General features: G+C 69.9%; 16 protein-coding genes and 3 pseudogenes. 9 read left to right on the forward strand and 10 right to left on the reverse strand.

Annotation, left to right across the window (positions count from 1 at the left end; genetic code table 11):
* Nucleotides 1–3: 3 nt before the first annotated feature.
* Entirely contained in the window at nt 4–924 is a 921-nt protein-coding gene (gene ypfJ / locus FEK34_RS09490) for a KPN_02809 family neutral zinc metallopeptidase (RefSeq protein WP_138447427.1), read from the reverse strand.
* Between the two features lie 140 nt (nt 925–1,064).
* Here ypfJ and aspS point away from each other — a divergent pair, with 140 nt between their 5' ends.
* On the forward strand, nt 1,065–2,888 hold the full coding sequence (gene aspS, locus FEK34_RS09495) for an aspartate--tRNA ligase (protein WP_138447428.1): 1,824 nt from the start codon (nt 1,065–1,067) through the stop codon (nt 2,886–2,888).
* 60 nt (nt 2,889–2,948) lie between these two features.
* On the opposite strand, the gene FEK34_RS09500 is transcribed toward aspS, so the two are convergent.
* Nucleotides 2,949–3,884: a hypothetical protein gene (locus FEK34_RS09500; protein WP_138447429.1), complete on the reverse strand. Its 936-nt coding sequence runs from the start codon at nt 3,882–3,884 to the stop codon at nt 2,949–2,951.
* 192 nt (nt 3,885–4,076) lie between these two features.
* Here FEK34_RS09500 and FEK34_RS09505 point away from each other — a divergent pair, with 192 nt between their 5' ends.
* Nucleotides 4,077–5,246 carry a phosphotransferase family protein gene (locus FEK34_RS09505; protein ID WP_138447430.1) on the forward strand — a complete coding sequence of 390 codons (1,170 nt, stop codon included), beginning with the start codon at nt 4,077–4,079 and terminating at the stop codon, nt 5,244–5,246.
* Between the two features lie 155 nt (nt 5,247–5,401).
* Here the strand turns inward: FEK34_RS09505 and FEK34_RS09510 are convergent, their stop codons facing one another.
* Nucleotides 5,402–7,063, reverse strand: coding sequence for an alkaline phosphatase D family protein (locus FEK34_RS09510; RefSeq protein WP_138447431.1), 1,662 nt, complete (start codon nt 7,061–7,063; stop codon nt 5,402–5,404).
* 172 nt (nt 7,064–7,235) lie between these two features.
* Between FEK34_RS09510 and FEK34_RS09515 the strand changes: the two genes are divergently transcribed.
* From FEK34_RS09515 to FEK34_RS09535, 5 genes are all read left to right on the forward strand, one after another.
* Entirely contained in the window at nt 7,236–8,582 is a 1,347-nt protein-coding gene (locus FEK34_RS09515) for a replication-associated recombination protein A (RefSeq protein ID WP_138447432.1), read from the forward strand.
* A gap of 78 nt (nt 8,583–8,660) precedes the next feature.
* Nucleotides 8,661–11,327, forward strand: a complete 2,667-nt coding sequence (alaS, locus tag FEK34_RS09520) for an alanine--tRNA ligase (RefSeq protein WP_138447433.1) — start codon at nt 8,661–8,663, stop codon at nt 11,325–11,327.
* Nucleotides 11,327–11,884 carry a Holliday junction resolvase RuvX gene (gene ruvX / locus FEK34_RS09525; protein WP_138447434.1) on the forward strand — a complete coding sequence of 186 codons (558 nt, stop codon included), beginning with the start codon at nt 11,327–11,329 and terminating at the stop codon, nt 11,882–11,884. The genes alaS and ruvX overlap by 1 nt, the downstream gene beginning before the upstream one ends.
* The gene (locus tag FEK34_RS09530; RefSeq protein WP_138447435.1) at nt 11,881–13,401 is read left to right on the forward strand and encodes an endolytic transglycosylase MltG; all 1,521 of its coding nucleotides are present in this window, start codon (nt 11,881–11,883) and stop codon (nt 13,399–13,401) included. The genes ruvX and FEK34_RS09530 overlap by 4 nt, the downstream gene beginning before the upstream one ends.
* On the forward strand, nt 13,391–14,224 hold the full coding sequence (locus FEK34_RS09535; RefSeq protein WP_138447436.1) for a shikimate dehydrogenase: 834 nt from the start codon (nt 13,391–13,393) through the stop codon (nt 14,222–14,224). Before FEK34_RS09530 ends, FEK34_RS09535 begins: the two co-directional genes overlap by 11 nt.
* 7 nt (nt 14,225–14,231) lie before the next feature.
* On the opposite strand, the gene trpB is transcribed toward FEK34_RS09535, so the two are convergent.
* A complete protein-coding gene (gene trpB, locus FEK34_RS09540) occupies nt 14,232–15,467 on the reverse strand; it encodes a tryptophan synthase subunit beta (protein ID WP_138447437.1) in 1,236 nt (411 codons plus the stop codon).
* A 180-nt stretch (nt 15,468–15,647) separates the two neighbouring features.
* Here trpB and FEK34_RS09545 point away from each other — a divergent pair, with 180 nt between their 5' ends.
* On the forward strand, nt 15,648–16,115 hold the full coding sequence (locus FEK34_RS09545; protein WP_249358484.1) for a B-4DMT family transporter: 468 nt from the start codon (nt 15,648–15,650) through the stop codon (nt 16,113–16,115).
* Between the two features lie 42 nt (nt 16,116–16,157).
* On the opposite strand, the gene aroB is transcribed toward FEK34_RS09545, so the two are convergent.
* The 3 genes and pseudogenes from aroB to aroC form a co-directional block, all read right to left on the reverse strand.
* Nucleotides 16,158–17,282 (reverse strand): 3-dehydroquinate synthase, encoded by a 1,125-nt coding sequence (gene aroB, locus FEK34_RS09550; RefSeq protein ID WP_138447439.1) that lies wholly within the window; start codon nt 17,280–17,282, stop codon nt 16,158–16,160.
* A 329-nt stretch (nt 17,283–17,611) separates the two neighbouring features.
* Nucleotides 17,612–18,133, reverse strand: a pseudogene (locus FEK34_RS31365) (shikimate kinase); the annotation flags it as partial.
* On the reverse strand, nt 18,130–19,347 hold the full coding sequence (gene aroC / locus FEK34_RS09560; RefSeq protein ID WP_138447584.1) for a chorismate synthase: 1,218 nt from the start codon (nt 19,345–19,347) through the stop codon (nt 18,130–18,132). The gene aroC and the pseudogene FEK34_RS31365, both read right to left, overlap by 4 nt.
* Nucleotides 19,348–19,632: 285 nt before the next feature.
* Here aroC and FEK34_RS31370 point away from each other — a divergent pair.
* A pseudogene (locus tag FEK34_RS31370) lies at nt 19,633–19,773 on the forward strand (ATP phosphoribosyltransferase); the annotation flags it as partial.
* 45 nt (nt 19,774–19,818) lie between these two features.
* Here the strand turns inward: FEK34_RS31370 and FEK34_RS31260 are convergent.
* The 3 genes and pseudogenes from FEK34_RS31260 to FEK34_RS09585 form a co-directional block, all read right to left on the reverse strand.
* Nucleotides 19,819–20,199: pseudogene (locus FEK34_RS31260) on the reverse strand (prepilin peptidase); the annotation flags it as partial.
* A 3-nt stretch (nt 20,200–20,202) separates the two neighbouring features.
* Nucleotides 20,203–20,883, reverse strand: a complete 681-nt coding sequence (locus FEK34_RS09580; RefSeq protein ID WP_138447441.1) for a TetR family transcriptional regulator — start codon at nt 20,881–20,883, stop codon at nt 20,203–20,205.
* A gap of 21 nt (nt 20,884–20,904) precedes the next feature.
* Nucleotides 20,905–23,136, reverse strand: coding sequence for an MMPL family transporter (locus FEK34_RS09585; protein ID WP_138447442.1), 2,232 nt, complete (start codon nt 23,134–23,136; stop codon nt 20,905–20,907).
* Nucleotides 23,137–23,149: the final 13 nt, after the last annotated feature.

Genomic DNA, 23,149 nt, shown 5'->3' on the forward strand with positions numbered 1-23,149 from the left:
GGTTCAGCGGGCAGCCGGATTGTCCAGATCGCGGGCGGAATAGGTATCGCAAGCCTGCATCCGGCCGCTCTGGTAGCCGGCGAGGAACCATTTCTGCCGCTGCTCCGACGATCCGTGCGTCCACGCCTCCGGGTTGACCCGTCCTTGCGCGGCCCGCTGGATCCGGTCGTCACCCACCGCCGACGCCGCCGACAACGCGTCCGCGATATCGGTGTCGGAGAGCTTCTGTAGGAACGGCCGTCCATCACCGCCGGGGGCGGGCATCTTGTCGGCGAAGTGCGCCCAGATCCCCGCGTAGCAATCGGCCTGCAACTCGGTGCGCACCGCGCCGGATTCCGGGCCGCGCGGATCGCGCTGGGCGCGGCCGATATCACCGAGCAAGGTCTGGATGTGGTGGCCGAATTCGTGCGCGACCACGTACTCCTGGGCCAGCGGACCGCCACTGGAACCGAACCGGTCGACGAGTTCCTGGAAGAAGCTGACATCGAAGTAGGCGGTCTGGTCGGCCGGACAGTAGAAGGGGCCGACCGCGCTGGTGGCATTGCCGCAGCCGGTGGACACCGAGCCCGAGAACAAGACCAGCTCTGGTTCCACATACTCGACACCCGCCTGTTTCGGCAGCTCGGCGGCCCAGACCGCGTCCAGGCTCTGCGCGGTGAGCACCACCCGGCAGTCCACGTACCGGTTGGCGTCCGCGGCGGTGCGGCAGTGCTCGGGCGTGCCCGCGGTGGGCTGGGACTGCACATCCTGGGCGCCGGTGAACTGGCCGAGCACCGATCCGGGATCGCCGCCGAGCAGCAGGGTCAGCACCAGCACGATCAGTCCGCCGGCGCCGCCGCCGAGGGCCAACTTGCCGCCCATGCCCGGCCCGCCGCCGGAAGAGGCTCGATTCGGGTCGATCTGCATACCCTCGTTGAAGGTCATGAGAAATCCCTATCTGTGACGTGTCCGCTACAGCTTCGCACGCATGGACCCGATATCGGTTTCCGCTCGGCGAATGTGTCTCACTACGATGGCTTGCACCGGGAGGGCGTTCCGGTGTCACATTCGTCGAAAGGAACATCGTGCTGCGCACCCACTTGGCTGGTTCGCTGCGAAGCGAGCACGCCGGTCAGACCGTCACCCTGAGCGGCTGGGTGGCCCGGCGGCGTGACCACGGTGGCGTGATCTTCATCGATCTGCGCGACGCCTCCGGAGTGGCGCAGGTGGTGTTCCGTGAGGGTGAGGCCGCCGAGCAGGCGCACCGCCTGCGCGCGGAGTACTGCGTCAAGATCGTCGGCGTGGTCGAACAGCGTCCCGAGGGCAACGAGAACCCCGACCTGCCGACCGGCGCGATCGAGGTCAACGTCAGCGAGCTCGAGGTGCTCAACGAGAGCGCGCCGCTGCCGTTCCAGCTCGATGAGCAGCCCGGTGAAGAGGCCCGCCTGACCCACCGCTACCTGGACCTGCGCCGGGAGGGCCCGGCCCACGCCATCCGGCTGCGGTCCAAGGTCAACGCCGCCGCCCGCCGGGTGCTGGCCCGCCACGAGTTCGTCGAGGTGGAGACGCCGACCCTGACCCGCTCGACCCCCGAGGGCGCCCGCGACTTCCTGGTCCCCGCGCGGTTGCAGCCCGGCAACTTCTACGCGCTGCCGCAGAGCCCGCAGCTGTTCAAGCAGTTGCTGATGGTCGGTGGTATCGAGCGCTATTACCAGATCGCGCGCTGCTACCGGGACGAGGACTTCCGCGCCGACCGTCAGCCGGAGTTCACCCAGCTCGACATCGAGATGAGCTTCGTTCGCCAGGAGGACGTCATCCTGCTGGCCGAGGAGATCCTGGTGGCGCTGTGGGAACTCATCGGCTACGAGATCCCCACCCCGATCCCGCACATGACCTACCACGAGGCGATGCGCCGCTTCGGCACCGACAAGCCGGACCTGCGCTTCGGGGTGGAGATCACCGAGTGCACGGAGTTCTTCAAGGACACTCCGTTCCGGGTGTTCCAGGCTCCGTACGTGGGCGCGGTGGTGATGCCGGGTGGTGCGAGCCAGCCGCGCCGTCAGCTCGATGCCTGGCAGGAATGGGCCAAGCAGCGCGGCGCCAAGGGCCTTGCCTACGTGCTGATCGACGAGGACGGGGTGCTCGGCGGCCCGGTCGCCAAGAACCTCAGCGAGACCGAACGCGCCACCCTCGCCGACCATGTCGGCGCCAAGCCCGGTGACTGCGTGTTCTTCGCCGCGGGTGCGCCCAAGGCGCAGCGCGCGCTGCTCGGTGCCGCGCGTGGCGAGATCGCGCGCAAGGTCGGCCTGATCGACGAGGACGCGTGGGCGTTCGTGTGGATCGTGGACGCGCCGCTGTTCGAGCCCGCCGCCGAGGCGACCGCGAGCGGCGATGTCGCGCTGGGCTATTCGGCCTGGACCGCGGTGCATCACGCGTTCACCTCGCCGAAGCCGGAGTCGATGGACACCTTCGACACCGATCCGGGTTCCGCGCTGGCCTACGCCTACGACATCGTCTGCAACGGCAACGAGATCGGCGGCGGCAGCATCCGTATCCATCGTCGTGACGTGCAGGAGCGCGTGTTCGAGGTGATGGGTATCAGTCATGACGAGGCGCAGGAGAAGTTCGGATTCCTGTTGGACGCCTTCGCTTTCGGTGCCCCGCCGCACGGCGGTATCGCCTTCGGCTGGGACCGGATCACCGCGCTGCTGGCGGGCATGGATTCCATCCGCGAGGTGATCGCCTTCCCGAAGACCGGTGGCGGCGTCGACCCGCTGACCGACGCGCCCGCGCCTATCACCGCGCAGCAGCGTAAGGAAGCCGGCCTGGACGCCAAGCCGGAAATCAAGGGTGTGACCGAGGTTTCGGCCGATGGCGCGCCCGTCGAGTCCGAAACTGCCAAGCGGTAGCGACTTACGTCTCGATGGCCGGCCCCGCACAGGGCCGGCCATCGGCGTTTCCGGGGCTGCTCAGATGGCCGAGACGTGTCCACCGGTCATGGTGCGGTAGGCGTAGGTGACGGCGATGGTCGCCACCGGCCCGGCGACCAGCAGACCGAAACCGCAGGCCAGCAGGCCGAGCAGTGCGACGACCAGGACCGTGAGCATCAGCAGGATCACCGGCCAGATATTGGTGATCACCAGCTTGACGCTCGAGGTGATGGCCTCGATCGGCCCCTGGTTCTGATCGATCACGTAATGCAGCGAGAACATGCACCCCATTCCCACCGCGATACCCGGTAGCAGGCACAGTGCCGAGGCAAGCGTGGTGGCCAGGAACGCCAGCCCGGCGGTCAATAGCACGTTGCCCGCGTTGCCGAGATGGAAATAGGAGCCGAAAGTCGCTGGATAGCCGTTGGTTTCATAGAGCGCGCCGCGCACCATCGCCGCTTGCAACAGCCACAGCCCCACCATGACCGCGAGGAAGATGAACAGCACCGTCAGCACCGAGCGTGGTGCGAGCAGCTGCACGACCACCACGAACAGCAGATAGATCACCAGGCCGAGCGCGCTCACCGCCAGCCAGGGACCAGGATTTCGCCGGAATTTCTCCCAGCCGTAACTGAGTGCGTGCCCCACGTCGAGCGGGGCGGGCACGCCGGTGCCGGTCTGATGCAGATACCCGTAGGTCGGTGCCTGCGGGTCGGGTCCGGTGCCCGGCGGGCCGTAGGTCGGCTGCGCGGGCGACTGATCCAGCGGCGGCGGTGGTTCGACCGGTTCGTTGCCGTACTGGGCCGCGCCCGGGCCCTCGAACTGCGGGTATCCTGCGGCGCCCGGCATTTCGTGGCGGCCGTGGCCGGACGGGTAGGGCGTGGACGGGTCGCCGCCGGGGACCTGCCCGGTGCCGCCGCCCGGCGCGGGCTTGTCGCCGGACGGTTGCGGCGTGGCGGATGGTGTGTCGGTCACGGTGGTCGACCTTTCGGGTCAGCTGGTTTGCGGTGTGGCGCACGGTAGTTGACGACCAGGAAACAGCACGGCTGCCATCGTCTCAAGTGATCGTCGCCCACTACCAGAGCGGCGCGCGGACACGCCGAGCGACACGGAAAGGTTGCTCAACCGCTCGCTAGAAGTGACCCGATGCGAGTACTTTGATCAGTGATGACCGCACTATTGGCCGAACGCGCCACCGAAGTCGTGTCCGCAGCACAACAGTTGCTCACAAAGCGCATGGGTGCTCCGGTGAAGCTGAGCGATCCGATCGAACTCAGCGGTAGTGGTAGGACGACGGTCCTACGTGTACGGGTAGCCGAGAACGCTTTCTCGCTACCGCGCACCCTGATCCTCAAGCAGGTGCGCGGCGCCGCGCCGGTGCCACGCAACGTGAGCATCACACCCGGTGTCGCCAGCATCGACTCCGCGTTCCTGCGCGAAGCCGTGTCCTACCAGTTCACCACCGCACTCAGCCGCGAACAGCGTCCCGGCGCCTACCTCATCGCGCACAGCTTGCCCGACCGGTTGCTCGTGCTCAGCGACCTGGGGGAGAACACCTCGCTCACCACCGTGCTGCGCTCGGGCGCCGAACCGGCCACCCAGAACGCCATGATGGCCTTCGCGCAGGCGCTGGGCCGGATGCACGCGGCGACCGTGGGGCGCGAGGCCGATTTCGTGGCGCTGCTGCGCCGGGTGGATGTGGCCCACCGCATCGACGGCATCGCCCAGCAGGCCGAGTCGGCGGTCGCCGAGGTACCCGCCCTGCTGCTGCGTGAACTCGGCATCGAGGTGCCCGACGAGCTGGCCACCAAGATCACCCACGGATCCCGGCTGTTCTCCGGCGGCCGGTTCCGCGCCTTCAGCCCGTCGGATCTGTGCCCGGACAACGTCATCCTCAACGACGAGGGCGCCCGCATCCTCGACTACGAGTGGGGCGGTTTCCGCGACGCCACCCTCGACATCGCCTACGCGCTGGTCTCGTTCCCCGGCTGCCTGTGCGATGTGGAACTGTCGCGCGAGCGCGCCGCCCACATGGTCGAGGCCTGGCGCGCCGAGGTCGTCGGCGTCTGGCCCGCCCTCGCCGAGGACAGCCTGCTCGCCGAGAAGATCCTGGAAGCGCGCCTGATCTGGGTGTGGCTGTCCACCTACTGGTTCCTGCCCGCCGACCACGGCCGCATCGCCGCCGCCCGCGAACACGGGCTGTCGGTGCCGCGCTCGGAGGCGCTGATCAACCGCTGGGCCGCCCTCGCCGAGGACGCCCGCGTCACCGGCGACGACGTCATCGGTGATTTCGCCGAGGCGATGACGGCGGTGCTCGTGGAGCGCTGGGCCGAATAACGCCGGGCGCGCCGGGCGTCGGGGCCCGGCCCCCGCTCAGCCGCCGCGATTAAGGTCAGGCTCCGGCCGCTGATCGCGTCGGTGTGCGCCGACCGGCGCGCTGGCTCCGCACCTCGTCATCGGGACACCGAGCGCATTGAGCGCTCGGCGACCATTCAGCTCGCGGGTGCCGTCCTCGGCTCCATTCGGCCGCCCGCAGGTACGGCGAACGAGGCGCCGTGACGCACGCCCGTGGCCGGGTCGGCGACATCGAACACGTAGAACCAATCCATCTGCGCCTGCGCGGTGGTCACCTCGAGCACGCCGAATCCGTGCGAATCCAACTCGACGTAGCGCAGATGCCGGTTGACGCCCTTGATCGCCTCCTCCACCGGCACCGCGGCCGTCCGCGGCGGCGCCTGCATCACCTCACCCATACTGGACGAGGTCACCGACGGCACCACGAACTCGGCGCCGGCGCTGGGACCGGCCGGATCGGCCGCGTTCACCGGCAGATCCGCCGCCCACGAGGAGTGGATATCGCCGGTCAGGAACACCACGTCCGACACCCCGTGCTCGGTGATCGCCCGGTACAGGCGAGCCCGGTCGGCGGTGTAGCCGTCCCACTGATCGGCATTGACGGGCAGCCCTGACTGCGGGATACCCAACGCCTGAGTGAAGGCGGCGGTCGTCGCCGGATCCAGCGGCGGGAACACCAGCGGCGCGATCATCACCGAATTGCCCACCAGCTTCCACCGCGCCGTCGATGACGCCAGCCCGGCGGTCAGCCAGTCCATCTGGGCTCGTCCGGTGATGGTGCGCTCGGGATCGTCCACCTCACGCCAGCCCGCGCCCGGCTTCACTTCCTGATCGCGGTAGCTGCGCAGATCCAGCATCGACAGCTCGGCCAGCGTGCCGAACCGCAACCGGCGATAGATCTGCACAGCCGAACCCGAACGCGACGCCCGCACCGGCATCCACTCCAGATAGGCCCGCGCCGAGGCCGCCTTACGGTCGGCCCAGGAACCCTGTACCGCCGGATCGTGCTTGCCGGAACCGCCGGACCAGGAGTTGTCGGCGGATTCGTGGTCGTCCCAGGTGCAGATGAACGGCAGCAGCGCGTGCAGGCGTTGCAGGTCGGGATCGGTTTTGTACTGGGCGTGGCGGATGCGGTAGTCGGCCAGGGAGACGATCTCGTTGGCCGGATCGTGCGCACGGACCGCTCCGGTGCGGCCACCGTACTCGCCGCGACCGTATTCGTAGAGGTAGTCGCCCAGGTGCACGAGGGCGTCGAGATCGGTGCGGTCGGCCAGATGACGGTAGGCGGAGAAGAAGCCGGCCTCCCAATTCGCGCACGACACCACACCGAACCGCAGCCGGTCGGGGGTCGCGCCGAGGGCGGGGGCGGTGCGGGTGCGCCCGACCGGTGAGCGCTGGCCGAGGGCGCTGAACCGGTAGAAGTAGACGCAGCCAGGAGCCAATCCGGTGACGTCCACCTTCACCGTGTGGTCGCTGTCGGCGGTCGCCGTAGCCGACCCGGAGGCGGTGATCGAGGCGAAGTTCTCGTCGGCGGCGACTTCCCAGCGCACGGTCGCGGCAGAGCCCGTACCCGAGCCGGGGACGGCGTCCTCGGCGACGGTGACCCGCGTCCAGATGATCACCGCGTCGGGCAGCGGATCACCGGAGGCGACACCATGGCGGAAGACCGGCGCACTCGCCCGGGCGGGTGCGGCGAGCGCGAGGCCCGCCCCGGCCGCGGCGACCGCGCCGCCTGCCAAGACCGTGCGTCGCCGCACCACCGCAGTATCTGAAACGACCACGTTTTCAGCCACGATCATTGATCACAACCCATCGGCCGGGCACTCGCAAATCGAAGCGCCGCGTCGCGGTTCGATCCGCGCGCCGGGTGTGTCGGACCCGGCCGGTAGCGTCATCGACGATGAGCGAGCCAACTATGAACGCGGCCGATCGGGCGCTCACGGCGCGGCCCGGCGCCGACGGGGGTGCGTCATGAGCGACGGGCTGTTCGAGGTCCCCGGCGCGGCGCCGGGCACCCCCGATACCGACCTCACCTTCCGCGGACCCGGCGCGGCGGCTCCACTGGCCGTTCGGATGCGCCCGGCCACGCTGGAGGAGGTCCTCGGCCAGCAGCATCTGCTCGGCCCCGGGTCTCCGCTGCGCAGGCTGATCGAGGGCTCCGGGGCGGCGTCGGTGCTGCTCTACGGCCCGCCCGGCACCGGAAAGACCACGCTGGCCTCGCTGATCTCCCAGGCCACCGGCCGACGTTTCGAGGCCCTGTCGGCGCTGTCGGCCGGTGTCAAAGAGGTGCGCGCGGTCATCGACCTCGCGCGCAGGCGGCTGACCGCGGGCGAGCAGACGGTGCTGTTCATCGACGAGGTGCACCGCTTCTCCAAGACCCAGCAGGACGCGCTGCTGGCCGCGGTGGAGAACCGGATCGTGCTGCTGGTCGGCGCGACCACGGAGAACCCCTCGTTCTCCGTGGTCTCGCCGCTGCTGTCGCGATCGCTGGTGCTGCAACTGCGCTCGCTGACCGACGACGATATCCGCGCGGTCCTGCGGCGCGCGATCGACGATGCGCGCGGCCTGGACGGGCAGTACACCGTCACCGACGCCGCCCTCGACCACATCGTGCGCATCGCCGGAGGCGATGCCCGCCGGGCGCTCACCGCGCTGGAGGCGTCGGCGGAATCCTCGCTGGACGGCACCGTCGACGTGGATCTGGTGGAGGCCAGCGTCGACAAGGCCGCCGTGCGCTACGACCGCGCCGGTGACCAGCACTACGACGTGATCAGCGCGTTCATCAAATCCATTCGCGGATCCGATGTCGACGCCGCGCTGCACTACCTGGCCAGGATGCTGAGTGCGGGGGAGGACCCGCGGTTCATCGCGCGCAGGCTGATGATCCATGCCAGTGAGGACATCGGCATGGCCGATCCGACGGCATTGCAGACCGCAACGGCGGCGGCGCAGGTCGTGCAACTGGTCGGATTGCCCGAATGCCGGCTCGCCCTGGCCCAGGCCACCATCCACCTGGCCACCGCACCCAAATCCGGCGCCGTGGTGGCGGCCATCGGGGCCGCCATGGCCGACGTCTCGGCGGGCAAGGCCGGTGCGGTCCCGCCGCATCTGCGCGACGGCCACTACGCGGGCGCGGAGCAGCTCGGCAACGCCGTGGGCTACCGCTATCCGCACAACGATCCCGGCGGCGTGCTGGCCCAGCAGTACCCACCCGACGAACTCGTCGGCGTCGACTACTACCACCCGACCGATCACGGTCACGAGCGCGCGGTCGGTCCCCGCGTGGAGAAGTTGCGCCGCATCGTTCGCGGCGAGTGAGCCACCGGGCAGCGGGTGTGAGCTGCTCGGCCGACTCGATGAAAAACCGGGTGCACCGCACCGGTAGGCTGGATATTTGTGCAGACCCACGAGATCCGACGGCGATTCCTGGACCATTTCGTGCGCGCCGGGCATACCGAGGTGCCCAGCGCCTCGTTGATCCTCGACGACCCGAACCTGCTGTTCGTCAATGCGGGCATGGTCCAGTTCAAGCCGTATTTCCTCGGCCAGGAGACCCCGCCGTTCCCGCGGGCGACGAGCGTGCAGAAATGCGTGCGCACCGGGGATATCGAAGAAGTGGGCATCACCACCCGGCACAACACCTTCTTCCAGATGGCGGGCAACTTCTCCTTCGGTGATTACTTCAAGGAGGGCGCGATCGCCTTCGCCTGGGAGCTGATCACCAAGTCGCAGGAGGACGGCGGCTACGGATTCGACCCCGAACGGATCTGGGTCACCGCCTACGAATCCGATCCGGAGGCCGCCGAGATCTGGCGCCGCGTCGCCGGGATCCCCGAAGAGCGCATCCAGTTCCGCGACGGCAAGGACAACTACTGGGACATGGGCGTGCCCGGTCCCGGTGGCCCCTGCTCGGAGATCTACTACGACCGCGGCCCCGAATACGGCAAGGACGGCGGCCCGGTCGCCGACGAGGACCGCTACCTCGAGATCTGGAACCTGGTCTTCATGCAGGACATCCGCGGTGAGCTGAGCCCCAAGCTCGGCCATCCGCCGGTCGGGGTGCTGCCGAAGAAGAACATCGACACCGGCATGGGCATCGAGCGCATCGCGCTGCTGCTGCAGGGCGTCGACAACGTCTACGAGACCGACCTGCTGCGCCCGATCATCGACAAGGCCGAGGCCCTGACCGGGCGCTCCTACGGTGTCGAGCACGCCGACGACGTGCGCTTCCGCGTCATCGCCGACCATGCCCGCACCGCCGCCATGCTGATCGCCGACGGCGTCAACCCCGGCAACGACGGCCGCGGCTATGTGCTGCGCCGGCTGCTGCGCCGCATCGTGCGCTCGGCGCGGCTGCTCGGCGCCGAGAAGCCGGTGATGGGCGAGTTCATGAAGGTCGTCAGCGAGCTGATGTCGCCGTCGTACCCGGAACTGGCCACCGACTACAGCCGCATCGAGACCGTCGCGGTGGGCGAGGAGTCGGCGTTCCTCAAGACGCTCAACACCGGCTCCAAGCTGTTCGACGACACCGCCGAGCAGGTCAAGGCCGCCGGCGGTAAGACGATCGCCGGGTCGGACGCGTTCACCCTGCACGACACCTACGGCTTCCCCATCGACCTCACCCTGGAGATGGCCGCCGAGGCCGGGCTCTCGGTCGACGAAGAGGGCTTCCGCTCGCTGATGGCCGAGCAGCGCCGTCGCGCCAAGGAAGACGCCCAGGCCCGCAAGCACGCGCACGCCGACCTGTCGGTGTACAAGGAGCTCGTCGACCGTGGCGCCACCGAGTTCACCGGCTTCGACGAGCTGACCTCCGAGGCGCACGTGCTGGCGCTGATCGCCGACGGTGTCCGGGTGCCGGCGGCCACCGCGGGCCACGATGTCGAGGTGATCCTCGACCGCAGCCCGCTCTACGCCGAGTCCGGCGGTCAGATCGCCGACCGCGGCTCCATCACCGCCTCCGGGCTGAAACTGCGCGTCAACGACGTGCAGAAGATCGCCAAGAAGGTGTGGGTACACAAGTGCACCGTGGAGCAGGGCCAGATCACCGAGGGTGACGTGGTGCTCGCCCAGGCCGATCCGGCGTGGCGGCGCGGCGCGACCCAGGGCCACTCCGGTACCCACATGGTGCACGCCGCGCTGCGTCAGGTGCTCGGACCCAACGCCGTGCAGGCCGGTTCGCTGAACAAGCCGGGCTATCTGCGCTTCGACTTCAACTGGCAGGGCCAGCTCTCCGAACAGCAGAAGGCCGATATCGAGGCCGTCTCCAACGACGGCGTCGGCGCCGACTACCCGGTCAACACCTTCATCACCGATCTGCCCAAGGCCAAGCAGATGGGCGCGCTCGCGCTCTTCGGCGAGAACTACGGCGACCAGGTGCGCGTGGTGGAGATCGGCGGCCCGTTCTCGATGGAGCTGTGCGGTGGCACGCATGTGCAGCACTCCTCGCAGATCGGCCCGATCACCCTGCTCGGTGAGTCCTCGGTCGGCTCCGGTGTGCGGCGCGTGGAAGCCTTCGTCGGCCTGGACTCCTACAAGTACCTGGCCAAGGAGCGCGCGCTGCTGGCCGGTGTCGCCTCCGCGCTGAAGGTGCCCTCCGACGAGGTCCCCGCCCGGGTGGAGCAGCTGGTCGAGCGGCTGAAGGTGGCCGAGAAGGAACTCGAGCGCACCAAGATCGCCGCGGTGCTCGCGTCCGCGGGCACGCTGGCCGACGGCGCCGAACGTCTCGGTGACCTGCTGCTGGTCGCCGCCGCCGCGCCCGAGGGCGTGGCCGCGGGCGATCTGCGCACGCTCGCCACCGATGTGCGCGGGCGGCTCGGCAGCAACCCGGCCATCGTGGTGCTGCTCGGCAACACCGACGGCAAGGTGCCGTTCGTGGTCGCGGTGAACAAACCGGCCCAGGAACTCGGCGTCAAGGCCGGTGATCTCGTCGCCAGCTTCGGCCCGGCCATCTCCGGCCGTGGCGGTGGTAAGCCGGAAATGGCCCAGGGTGCGGGCTCGGATCCGTCGGGTATCGCGGCCGGACTGGCCGCGGTCCGTGCCCGGGTGGCCGAACTCGCCGGCTGATGGGTGAACCCGCACGCACCGAACACCGGGGCGATCGGCCGGATCCGGCCACCGACCCGGGACGGGGCAGGCGCATCGCCATCGATGTGGGCAGCGTGCGCATCGGGGTCGCCTCCAGCGACCCCGACGGCATCCTCGCCACCCCGGTGGAAACCGTGCCGCGCGCCAAACCGAACCCGCGCGCGGCGGGTCCCGGACCCGACATCGCCAGAATTGCCGATATTGTGCGGGAATACGAGGCCGTCGAAATCATCGTCGGCTTGCCGCGCACCTTACGCGGGGAAAAGGGCACTGCCGCTACGCTGGCAATCGCATTCGCCGATCGTTTGCGGTCGGTGGTCGCGCCGGTGCCGGTACGGCTTTCCGACGAACGTTTGACTACGGTGTCAGCTGCACGTGCATTGCGGGACAGCGGAGTTCGCGCACGCGGCCAGCGGCAGGTGATCGATCAAGCGGCTGCCGTGTCGATCCTGCAGGGATGGTTGGACGAACGGAGTTCGGTGTTGAAGTCGGTCGAAGAAGCGGTACGCCGCGCGTCGTCCGGAGACGATGCATGACGGATCGGTGGGCGCGGGCCGAAGAACGCTACCGTCAGCGGGAAGCCGACCGGCGCTACCGCCGCGACGATCAAGCGTGGGGGCGGGACAGTCGCGCGGAAGCGGATGTGGCGGGGGACGCCGAGGACGAGTGGAACTATCTCGACGACGACGACACCACCGTCATCCCCCGGTACACCGACGACGATGACCTGATCGAGCCCGAGCCCGAGCCGGAGCCGGAGCCCGAGCCGGAACCGGTCCGGCGGAGCGCCACCCGCACCAAGAGCGCGGCGCGGTCGCGACCACGGGTGGAAACGGCTGCGGCCCGGCGCGGCGCACGGCAACGCCCGGGTGCGCGTTCCAAGAAGAAGTCGAGGGTGGCCTCCCGGAAGGCGGCCGAGCGCAAACGGCGCAGGCGCACCATGCTGGCCGTCGCGGCGGTCTTCGCCGTGCTGTTCGTCGGCGCGGCCGGATTCGCGGGCATGAAGCTGATGGACGATTACGCCCCCGCCGAGGATTTCGCCGGGCCGGCCGGACCGCCGGTGGTGGTGCGGGTGCATCCGGGCGAGACCGCGACCGAGATCGCCGACACGATGGCCGACAAGGGCGTGGTCGCCAGTAGCGCCGCCTTCTACGAAGCCGCCGTGCGCAATTCGAATATGAACTCGGTGCAGCCCGGGTATTACGCGATCCCGAGTCACAGCCCGGCCGCCGACGCGGTGGCGGCGCTGGTGAAACCCGAGTCGCGGGTGGGCAATCTGGTCATCTCCGAGGGCAGGCAGCTGCACGACCAGCACGATGTGAACACCGGCGCGCGCAAGGAAGGCATCTACACCAAGATCGCCGCCGCCAGCTGCATCGGTACCGACTGCGTCACTTATCAGGAGCTGGAAGCCGCGGGCGCGGGCATGGATCTGGCAGCGCTCGGTGTGCCCCAATGGGCGATGGAATCGGTGCGCCAGGTCCCCGATCGGGCGCGTCAGCTGGAAGGGCTGATCGCCGCGGGCAGCTGGGATTTCGATCCGAGCGGCACACCGGAGCAGATCCTGAAGGAACTGGTCAGCGCCAGTGCCGCGCTCTACGAATCCACCGGCCTGCTGCAATCGGGCGGGGAGACCGGTCTGACGCCCTACGAATCGCTGATCGCCGCCTCACTGGTCGAACGCGAAGCGCTGCCGCAGGACATGGGCAAGGTCGCGCGGGTGATCGTGAACCGGCTGAAGGTCGACCAGCCGCTGCAATTCGACTCGACGGTGAACTACGCCCTCGACACCACCGAGGTCGCCACCACCGACGCCGACCGCGCGCGGGTGACGCCATGGAACACCTACGCCATGGCCGGTCTGCCCGCCACGCCCATCGCGGCGCCGTCGGCGGCGGCGCTGCGGGCGGTGGAGCAACCCGAGCCGGGGCCGTGGCTGTACTTCGTCACCATCGATAAGCAGGGCACCACGTTGTTCACCCAGAGCTACACCGAGCATCTGCGCAATATCGACCGTGCCATGGAGAGCGGGATCCTCGACAGTGGCCGCTGAGTTCTCCGGCGCCGAGGTCCGCAAGGCGGCGGTGCTCGGCAGCCCCATCGCGCATTCGCGGTCGCCGCAACTGCATCTGGCGGCCTACCGTGCGCTCGGCCTGCCGTGGACCTATGAGCGCATCGAATGCACCGCCGAACAGTTGCCTGAACTGGTGGACGGGCTCGGTCCCGAATGGGTCGGCCTGTCGGTGACCATGCCGGGCAAGGAAGCCGCGCTGGCCTACGCCACCGAACGCACCGAGCGCGCGGAGCTGGTCGGCTCGGCCAACACCCTGGTGCGGATCGACGGCGGCTGGCGCGCGGACTGCACCGACGTCGACGGTGTGCTCGGCGCGCTGTGTGGCGGCGGGGTCGACACGCTGTCGGAGGCGATGGTGCTCGGTGCCGGCGGTACCGCCCGTCCGGCGCTGCTGGCCCTGGCCGAACTCGGTGCCACGGCGGTGACGATCGTGGCCCGCGATGCCGGACGGGCCGCGAGCGCGGTCGAACTCGCGCACCGGCTCGGGCTCACCGCCACCGTGATCGGTTTCGACCCGGCTGTGGTGGGCGCTGCCGCCCGCCGCTCCGGCGCCGCGGTGAGCACCGTCCCGCCCGCCGCCGCGGCTGTGGTCGCCGATGCGGTCGCCGCGGCACCGGTGGTGCTCGACGCGATCTACAACCCGTGGCCCACTCCGCTGGCCGAGGCGGTGGTCCGTGCCGGACACACCGTGGTCAGCGGTCTCGACATGCTGATCAACCAGGCGTACGGGCAGGTCGAGCAGTTCACCGGACGTCCGGCGCCACGCGCAGCGATGGCCGCCGCACTCGACAGCGTGCGCTGAGGCTCGTTCAGGGTTCGATCCGTTCGGAGGCAATGGCGAGGTCTTTGTCGCCGCCACCGGACAGGCACAGCACCACCACTGTGTGCGGTGCCAGCTCACCGCGCTCGGCCCGCTCCATCAGATGCCCCACCGCATGCGCGGATTCGAGGCCGGCGAGCACACCCTCGGTGCGGCTGAGCGCTCGCAGGCCACGCAAGGCGACGGCGTCGGTGGCGGTCCGTGCGCTCATCCGGCCGCTGTCGCGCAGATAGCTGAGTTCCGGGCCGACGCCCGGGTAGTCGAGCCCGGCGGCGATGCTGTGGGTGCGGATGATCTGGCCGTCGGCATCCTGGAGCAGGTAGCTGAACGTGCCATCCACCTCGCCGGGGCTTCCCGCGGTCAGGGTGGCGGCGTGCTCGCCTTCGGCCCCGCCACGGCCCGCGGCCTCGACCGCGACCAGCTCCACCTCGGCGTCGGCGGCGAAGGGGTGAAACAGTCCGAGCGCATTGCTGCCGCCGCCCACGCAGGCCAGCACGAGATCGGGAAGCCTGCCTTCGGCGCGCAGGATATCCGCCCGCGCCTCGCGGCCGATCACCGTCTGGAAATCGCGCACCATCCGCGGATACGGCGCTGGCCCGACCACCGTGCCGAGCAGGAGATGGGTGTGCGCCAGATTCTCCACCCAGTCACGGACCGAGGCGCTGATCGCCTCCTTGACCCGCCGCGTGCCGGTCTCGACCGGCCGCACCTCGGCACCGAGCAACCGCATCCGTGCCACGGTGCTCGGCTGGCGCCGCATATCGTCGCCGCCCATGTAGATCACGCACTCCAGGCCGAGCATCGCGCAGACGGCGGCGACCGCGCCGCCGTGCTGGCCCGCGCCGGTTTCGGCCACGATCCTCGTCTTGCCCATGCGCTGCGCCAGCAGCGCCTGACCGAGGGCGTTGTTGATCTTGTGCGAGCCGGTGTGCGCCATGTCCTCGCGTTTGAGGTAGACCTTCAGGCCCGGCACACCCAGCGTCGCGGCGAAACGGGGTACCTGATGCAACCGGGTCGGGCGTCCCACCCGATCGCGCAGCAGGGCGGTGAGTTGTTCGCCGAAGTCCGGATCGGTGCGGGCCAGCCGATAGGCGTGCTCGAGGTCTAGCAGCGCGGGCATCAGGCCTTCGGGAACGTAGCGGCCGCCGAACGCGCCGAATCTGCCGTTCTCGTCCGGATACACACCGTGCCGATATGCCGGCTGCACACCGAGATCGAGAACCATCCGCGCCTTCGCCTCCACCGTCGAGAACCGACCAGGAAGTCTCTACCAGTGCCGCGACCGCTTCACCATGGTTGGGAAACGCCGCAGTGAACTGGCGGTTATCGGATCGGGCGCCGACACGGCCAACTCTGTAACGGGTTCTAGTTTTGTGCGGAGGGGGCTGGGGTTATGGTGGTCGGCATGACAGCTTGGGTGTTGCGGGCCACAGTGCTCGGTGCGCTGGTCGTCGGCTTGCGGGTCCTGCTGGGGTTCGGCATGGTGAACTGGCCGACGCAGGGCGCGTGGATGCGGTTGCTGTGCCTGGTGGTGATCATCGCCGCGGGCATCGGATGGGGCTTCCTCGACGGCCGTCGCGACCGGGCCGCGCATCCGGAGGGCGACGGTGGCGCCGACCTGACGATTCCGTGGCTGAAGGCCGCGGTGGCCGGTGGCCTCGCCAGCGGTGCGGTGTCCTGGATTCTGGATATGCTGCCCGGCTTCGCGCTCGGCGACAACGGCCTGCTGTTCGAAATGACCGCGGGTGCGTCGTTCATCGTGCTGCTGATCTTCATCCCGGCCCTGGCCGGAATCGCGCTCGGGCGCAGGTTCGGCGCCAAGAACGGCTCCGCCGCGACCGGCACTCACCAGCCGGTCGCGGCCGCATCCTGATTCGATGATCCCCCGGGGCGGCTCCGGGGGATCATCGGCGTCCTAGAGCAGGACCGCGCTGCCCGCACCGGGCTGGGGATCACGCGCGATCGCCGAATACGCGGCCGCGAGCAGTGTCGGATCGGGACCTTCGAGCCGGCCGGGCTTGGCCAGGCCGTCCAGGACCACGAAACGCAAGACACCCGAACGGGTCTTCTTGTCGGTCTGCATCGACTCCAGCAGCTGTGGCAGCGCATCGGCATCGTAGGTGGTCGGCAGGCCGACGCTCTCCAGCACGGTGCGGTGCCGGTCGGCGGTGGCGTCGTCGAGGCGACCGGCCAGCCGGCCGAGTTCGGCGGCGAACACCAGGCCCACCGAGACCGCGGCACCGTGGCGCCAGCGGTAGCGTTCCCGGCGTTCGATCGCGTGGCCGAGAGTGTGGCCGTAGTTGAGGATCTCGCGCAGCGCGGCCTCCTTGAGATCGGCCGCCACCACCTCGGCCTTGACCGCGATGGCACGGCGGATCAGCTCCGGCAGCACGTCGCCGGTGGGGTCGAGCGCGGCCTTCGGATCGGCCTCGATCAGCTCCAGGATCACCGGATCGGCGATGAAACCGGCCTTGATGATCTCGGCCATCCCCGCGACGATCTCGTTGTGCGGCACCGTTTCCAGCGTCGCGAGATCGACCAGCACCGCGGCGGGTTCGTGGAAGCAGCCCACCAGGTTCTTCCCGGCCTCGGTATTGATGCCGGTCTTGCCGCCGACGGCCGCGTCAACCATGGCCAGCAAAGTGGTGGGCACGTGCACGATCTTCACTCCGCGCATCCACGTGGCGGCCACGAATCCGGCGAGGTCGGTGGCCGCGCCGCCGCCGAGGCTGACGATGACGTCGTTGCGGGTCAGCCCGATGCGGCCGAGTACTTCCCAGCAGAAACCGGCCACGGCCAGATCCTTACCGGCCTCGGCGTCGGGGATCTCGATGCGATGGGCGTCGATCCCGGTGTCGGCCAATGCCTTACGGACTACCTCGGCTGTTTGGGCCAGCGGCGGCTGATGGAAGATCGCGACCGTGCGCACGCCGGAACCGCTGCCGGTGACCGACTCGACGAGCTCGCCGAGCAAGCCACGGCCGATGATCACCGGATACGGGTCGGCGGTGCGGACCTCGATGCGACTCGGCTCTGTCACGTGCTCTGCTCCGATTCTGTGCGTTCTTGTTGGGTGCGTGCGCGAGCGCGAGCCCGGCGGGCCCTGGCGCGGCGGGACCGTCCGGTGGACGAGGTGCTCGCCGCGGCGTTCGGGCCCGCGGCGGTACCGGATTGTCCGGTGGCGGTCGTCGCGGTCTGGTCGGTGGTTCCGGTCTGTCCGTTCGCCGCGGCCTGCGCCGCCTTGCGGGCGGCCGCCCTGGCCCTGGACCTGCGGCGGGCCCTGGACCGGCTGCTGCCCTGCGGGTTGGTGGTGCGAGGCCGGTTCTGCTGTTCGATGGCCTCGCCCGCGGCCGGTCGCACCGACTCCAGCGACAGCTTGCCGAGGATCATCTTCACCACCCGGCCCGGGCTGCGTCCGTCGGTGCGGACCCGCACCGTCGCGACCTCCCGGTACAGCGGTCGCCGCCGCCGCATCAGCTCGCGGTACTTGGCGCCGGGGTCGGCGCCGTTGAGCAGCGGGCGGGCATTGCTGGTGCCGGTGCGGCGAAGTCCTTCGGCCACACTGATTTCCAGGTACACCACGGTGTGCTCGCGCAGCAACGCCCTGGTGTTCTCCGAGAGCACCGCGCCGCCGCCGAGGGAGACCACGCCGGGCTCGTCGAGGATGGCGCGGCGCACCACCTGCTCTTCGATCCTGCGGAACTCCGCCTCGCCGTCGGTGGCGAAGATATCGGCGATGCTGCGCCCGGTTTCCTGTTCGATCCCGACGTCGGTGTCGTAGAGCTGCACGCCGAGTTCGCGGGCGAGCTTGCGGCCGATCGTCGACTTACCGGCCCCGGGTGGCCCGACCAGCACCACGCGCGGGGCGCGCGGGTCGGCCTGGGAGGTCATCGCGCCCGACTGTCCGCGTCGGTCGGCGCCACATGCGGACGGGTGCTGATGCGCTTGACGTAGCTGGTGATGTTGTCGGAGGTCTCGGCGAGCGAATCACCGCCGAACTTCTCCAGCGCCGCCTGCGCGAGCACCAGCGCCACCATCGATTCGGCCACCACGCCGGCCGCGGGCACCGCGCACACATCCGAACGCTGGTGAATCGCGACGGCTTCCTCGCCGCTGCTCATATCGACCGTCGACAGCGCGCGCGGAACCGTGGAGATCGGCTTCATCGCCGCACGCACCCGCAGGGCTTCGCCATTGGTCATGCCGCCTTCCAGGCCACCGGCCCGGTTGGTCGAGCGCAGCACGCCGTCGGGGCCGGGCTTCATCTCGTCGTGGGCCTGGCTGCCGCGCCGGCGCGCGGTCTCGAAACCATCGCCCACCTCGACGCCCTTGATGGCCTGAATGCCCATGAGCGCGGCGGCCAGCCGCGAGTCGAGGCGATTCTCTCCGCTGGTGAACGAGCCGAGCCCGACCGGGAGTCCCTCCACCACGACCTCGACCACACCGCCGAGGGTGTCGCCATCCTTCTTCGCGGCCTCGATCTCGGCGATCATCGCCGCTTCGGCCTCGGCATCGAAGGCGCGCACCGGGCTGGCGTCGATCGCGTCCAGATCGGATGCGGTCGGGACATGGCCGGTGGTGTTGGCGGCGGTGCCGATCGAGATCACATGCGAGACGACCTCCACCCCGAACGCCTGGCGCAGGAACGCCCGTGCCACCGTGCCCGCGGCGACGCGGGCCGCGGTCTCGCGGGCGCTGGCCCGTTCGAGCACCGGGCGGGCATCGTCGAAGCCGTACTTGAGCATGCCCGAGTAGTCGGCGTGGCCCGGGCGGGGACGGGTCAACGGGGCATTGCGTGCCAGGTCGGCCAGTTCGGCCGGGTCCACTGGGTCGGCGGACATGACGGTGGTCCACTTCGGCCATTCGGAGTTGGCGACCTCGATGGCGACCGGGCCACCCATGGTGCGACCGTGCCGGACACCGCCGACGATGGTGACCTTGTCGGCCTCGAACTTCATTCGGGCGCCGCGCCCGTAGCCGAGCCGACGGCGCGCCAATTGTGCGGAGATCTCGTCCGACGTCACCTCGACCCCGGCCACCATCCCCTCGAGGATGGCGACGAGAGCGGGACCATGGGATTCTCCAGCAGTTATCCAGCGCAGCACGCCGTCCATCTTTCCATGTGGACGCTCCCGGCCGGGAAACCGGTCCACCGTGATCAGCGGCACCCTTCCCGCCTGCGCCGAATGGTTGTCGCGCGGTCACCCGAACCCCACCGCCAGCAGCGTCGCCACGCACATCGACGGACCGTGCGGCACGGTGACCGGACCGGCGGCCGATGCCGTCGCGGGCGCGCGGGTGCGGGGCCGGCGCAGGCTGCGTCTCCAGCGCGGCCGCCGCGAGTCCAGGACCGATCCGGTCGACGAGGCGATCGGATCGGTGTCCGCCCTGCGCCGGCGGCGCCCGTCGTCGTCGGCTCCGGGCGTACCCTGCGCCGGCACCACCTGGTCGCCCTCGGCGCCTCGCTGTGTGGTTCGGAGGGTGTGCTGATCGAGCGGGCGGGTTCGTCGAGGCAGCACGAGTGCCGCGATCCCCGCGACGGCCGTCAGTACCGGCGCACCGACGGCGGCCCACGCCCACGCCTGACCGCCGCACATCCCGGCCGCCGCCCCGAGCCCGACCGCGAGCTTGACATCGCCGGCCCCGAACGCGGCCGGTGTCACCAGATGCACCACGAGATACGGCACCGATAGCAGCACGGCCCCGACGAGGGCCGCGGCGATTCTGCCGGTGGCTGCCGCGTACCCGAGCACGACGACGGCGCCGGGCCCAGTGAGCAGATCGGGCAGCCGCCTGGTTCGAATATCGCTGACACTCAACGCCATACACCAGGCGCCGAGCGTGATGAGCGCGAAGATCTCCATCCGTCGACAGTGGCAGGCCTGCTGGCTGCGCGGGAGGCGCCAAGGGCTGATTGTGGATAACCGCGGCGGCTGTGAATACCGCCCGATTCGCATGTGTCAGAAGGTGAGCCCGGTGGCGAGCCGGTCGAGCGCGTCGTCGAACACCGTCACCACGTCGAGGTCGGGATTTTCCGCCCAGCGGCGCATGAACCCGAGCGCGATACCGATGACGGCGCCGGTGAACCAGGCGATCTCCGGATCATCGCCGTCGCGTCCGGTGCGTTGGGCGACCAGGTCGGCGATCGCCCGTTCCATGGCGAGCAGGTTGGTCAGCGTGGCTCCGCGCAGGCCCGGTTCCTGCAGCATCAGCCGCGTCCGGCGCCGGCCGAGTTCGATATCTGCCTCCGACATCTCCGCGGTGACCTCGTGAAAGGCGCCGCGCAGCGATTCCACCACGCTCGCCTCGGCGGGCTGCTGGGCGAGCTTCTCGAACATGAGGTTGTCGTACTCGTCGGAGATGACGAGGTCTTCTTTGGTGGGGAAGTAGCGGTACACGGTGCTCGGGGCGACTTCGGCCGCCGCCGCGACCGCTTCCACCGGCGTCGCGTCATACCCATTGGCCTCGAACAGGGTCATGGCATGGCGCTGGATGGCGGCCGCGGTCCTGGCCTTCTTGAGCTCACGCAGCCCCCGGGTGGGCTTGGCCGCACCCGACGACGCCGTGGACCGGCCGGCCGCCGGCCGGGAGGGTTGCTTTCCGGCAGCTGCGGATTGCTGATCTCCGACCGACGACCTCACCGTGTACCCCACTCCCTGTGCTCAATCCCGCGACGGCGGCTGACTCGATTCTGCAACAGCGGCCGCGTCCACCGTCCGCGCCTCGCGCGTGGACGGCCCCACGGCATCGGGAGCGGCCGTGCCGAGATCATCGAGCATGCGGCCCTCGACGTCGATCTCGGGCAGTAGCCGATCCAGCCACCTCGGCAGCCACCAGCCGTGCCGGCCCAGCAGCGACATCACGGCCGGTACCACCGTCATCCGGACCAGGAAGGCATCGAAGAGCACCGCGGCCGCGAGCGCAAAGCCGAAGGACTGCACCATCGGCGTTGCCGAGAACAGGAATCCGGCGAACACGCTGATCATGATGATCGCCGCGGCCGTGACCACCCTGGCTCCGGCGGCGAAACCGTCGACGATCGCGGCATCGGTGCTGCGCCCGCGCAGATGTTCCTCCCGCATCCGGGTCACCAGGAACACCTGGTAATCCATCGCCAGCCCGAACACCATCCCGACCAGCATCACAGGCAACAGATTGACGATGATGCCCGAGGACTGCACGCCCAGCGCATCGTTGAACCAGCCCCACTGGAACACCGCCACCACCACACCGAAGGTGGCCGCCACGCTGAGCAGGAAACCGGCCGCCGCCACCAATGGGACCAGCACGGACCGGAAGACAAGGATCAGCAGTACGAACGCCAGGCCGCCCACCAACGCGAGGTAGGGCAGCAGCGCGGCCCGCAATTTCGCCGACGAATCGATATCGAGGGCGGCCTGGCCGGTGACCATCACCCGGGCCGCACCCGGCACGGCGCCGCCGGTTTCGGCGCGGATGGCGGCGAGGGTGTCCGCGGTGGCGGGGTCGGCCGGGCCGTGTTCCGGTATCACCGCCAGCAGCGCGGTGGTGCCGGTGGCGTCGAACACCGGCGGCGCGACGGCGGCTACCCCGCCGATGCCGTCGATGATGGTGCGCACCCGGGCTGCCGCGGTGGATGCGGCACCGTCGGCGCCCGCGTCGACGACCACCGTGAGCGGGCCGTTGACCCCGGGACCGAACCCGTCGGCGATCAGGTCGTAGGCCTTGCGCTGGGTGGTGTCGGCCGGCGCGGTGCCGTCATCGGGGAAGCCGAGCCGCAGATCCAGCGCGGGCACAGCGGCGAGCAGCAGAATCGCTGTGGCACCGAGCATGACCGGCATCCGATGCGCCACCACGGTGGCGGCCCACCGCCTGCCCATCGTCATCCGCGCGGGCCCGGTGCCGCGGCGTGGGCTGCGTGCCCGCACCAGCCGTGCACCGCCCCAGCCCAGCAAGGCGGGCAGCAGCGTCAATGCCGCGATCACCGCCATCGCGACGGTGAACGCCGCCGCCAGACCCACCTGCGTGAGTGCCGGGATTCCCACCACGGTCAGCCCGGCCAGCGCGATGATGACCGTGAGCCCGGCGAACAGCACCGCCGAGCCGGCCCGTCCGACGGCCTGACCCGCGGCTTCGGGCAGCGTATAGCCCGCGGCCGCGAGCTGGCGGTACCGCAGGATGATGAACAGCGAGTAGTCGATCGCGACCGCGATGCCGAGCATCAGTGCCAGCGCCGAGGTGTCGGTGTTCAGGTCGGCGAAGCCGCTCGCCGCGGTGATCGCGGCCAGCCCGACCGTGAGCCCGGCGGCCGCCACCAGTAGCGGCAACCCGGCCGCCAGCAGTGAGCCGAGGGTGATCAACAGCACCACCGCCGCGACCAGCACGCCGATGCCTTCTCCGGCGCCCTCGTCGGGTGCGGCGGCCGCGTCGCCCCCGGCCTCGGCGGTCAACCCGGCCTCGCGGGCGACGGTGAGTGCTTCGGCGACGGCGTCGCGATCGGCGTCGGCCAGTTCTTCCCGGGGCACCCGATAGGACACCTCGATCAGGCCCGTTCGCCCGTCCGCGGCGATGGCGTCGGGGCCGAGTTCACCGACCCGCGCGACGTTCGGGCCGGTCTCCAGCCGATCGCGGACGCGGTCGACCGTCGGCCGCGCGTCCTCGAGGCGCGTGCCCTCCGGGGCCACAAGCACGACCCGCGCCGCGGCGCCGTTCGCGGCGGCGCCGGGGAACCGCTGCGCCATCACATCGATGGCCCGCTGCGATTCGGTGCCGGGCACCGTGAACGTGTCCGACGTAGGCCCGGACAGCGCCGCCGCTGCCCCGATCGCTCCCGCGATCACCGCGAGCCACACCACCACGACCAGGCCGCGGCGCCGGAAACTTCCGATTCCCAGCCGATAGAGCAGCACTGACATAGGAGACACCACC

The organism is Nocardia cyriacigeorgica (assembly GCF_005863245.1).
Lineage (GTDB): Bacteria > Actinomycetota > Actinomycetes > Mycobacteriales > Mycobacteriaceae > Nocardia > Nocardia cyriacigeorgica_C.

Bases quoted from the DNA above. Each gene is read 5' to 3' on its own strand.
- ypfJ (WP_138447427.1), bottom strand. From the start codon at position 924: ATGACCTTCAACGAGGGTATGCAGATCGACCCGAATCGAGCCTCTTCC.
- FEK34_RS09505 (WP_138447430.1), top strand. From the start codon at position 4,077: ATGACCGCACTATTGGCCGAACGCGCCACCGAAGTCGTGTCCGCAGCA.
- FEK34_RS09510 (WP_138447431.1), bottom strand. From the start codon at position 7,063: ATGATCGTGGCTGAAAACGTGGTCGTTTCAGATACTGCGGTGGTGCGG.
- FEK34_RS09515 (WP_138447432.1), top strand. From the start codon at position 7,236: ATGAGCGACGGGCTGTTCGAGGTCCCCGGCGCGGCGCCGGGCACCCCC.
- ruvX (WP_138447434.1), top strand. From the start codon at position 11,327: ATGGGTGAACCCGCACGCACCGAACACCGGGGCGATCGGCCGGATCCG.
- FEK34_RS09530 (WP_138447435.1), top strand. From the start codon at position 11,881: ATGACGGATCGGTGGGCGCGGGCCGAAGAACGCTACCGTCAGCGGGAA.
- trpB (WP_138447437.1), bottom strand. From the start codon at position 15,467: ATGGTTCTCGATCTCGGTGTGCAGCCGGCATATCGGCACGGTGTGTAT.
- FEK34_RS09545 (WP_249358484.1), top strand. From the start codon at position 15,648: ATGACAGCTTGGGTGTTGCGGGCCACAGTGCTCGGTGCGCTGGTCGTC.
- FEK34_RS09585 (WP_138447442.1), bottom strand. From the start codon at position 23,136: ATGTCAGTGCTGCTCTATCGGCTGGGAATCGGAAGTTTCCGGCGCCGC.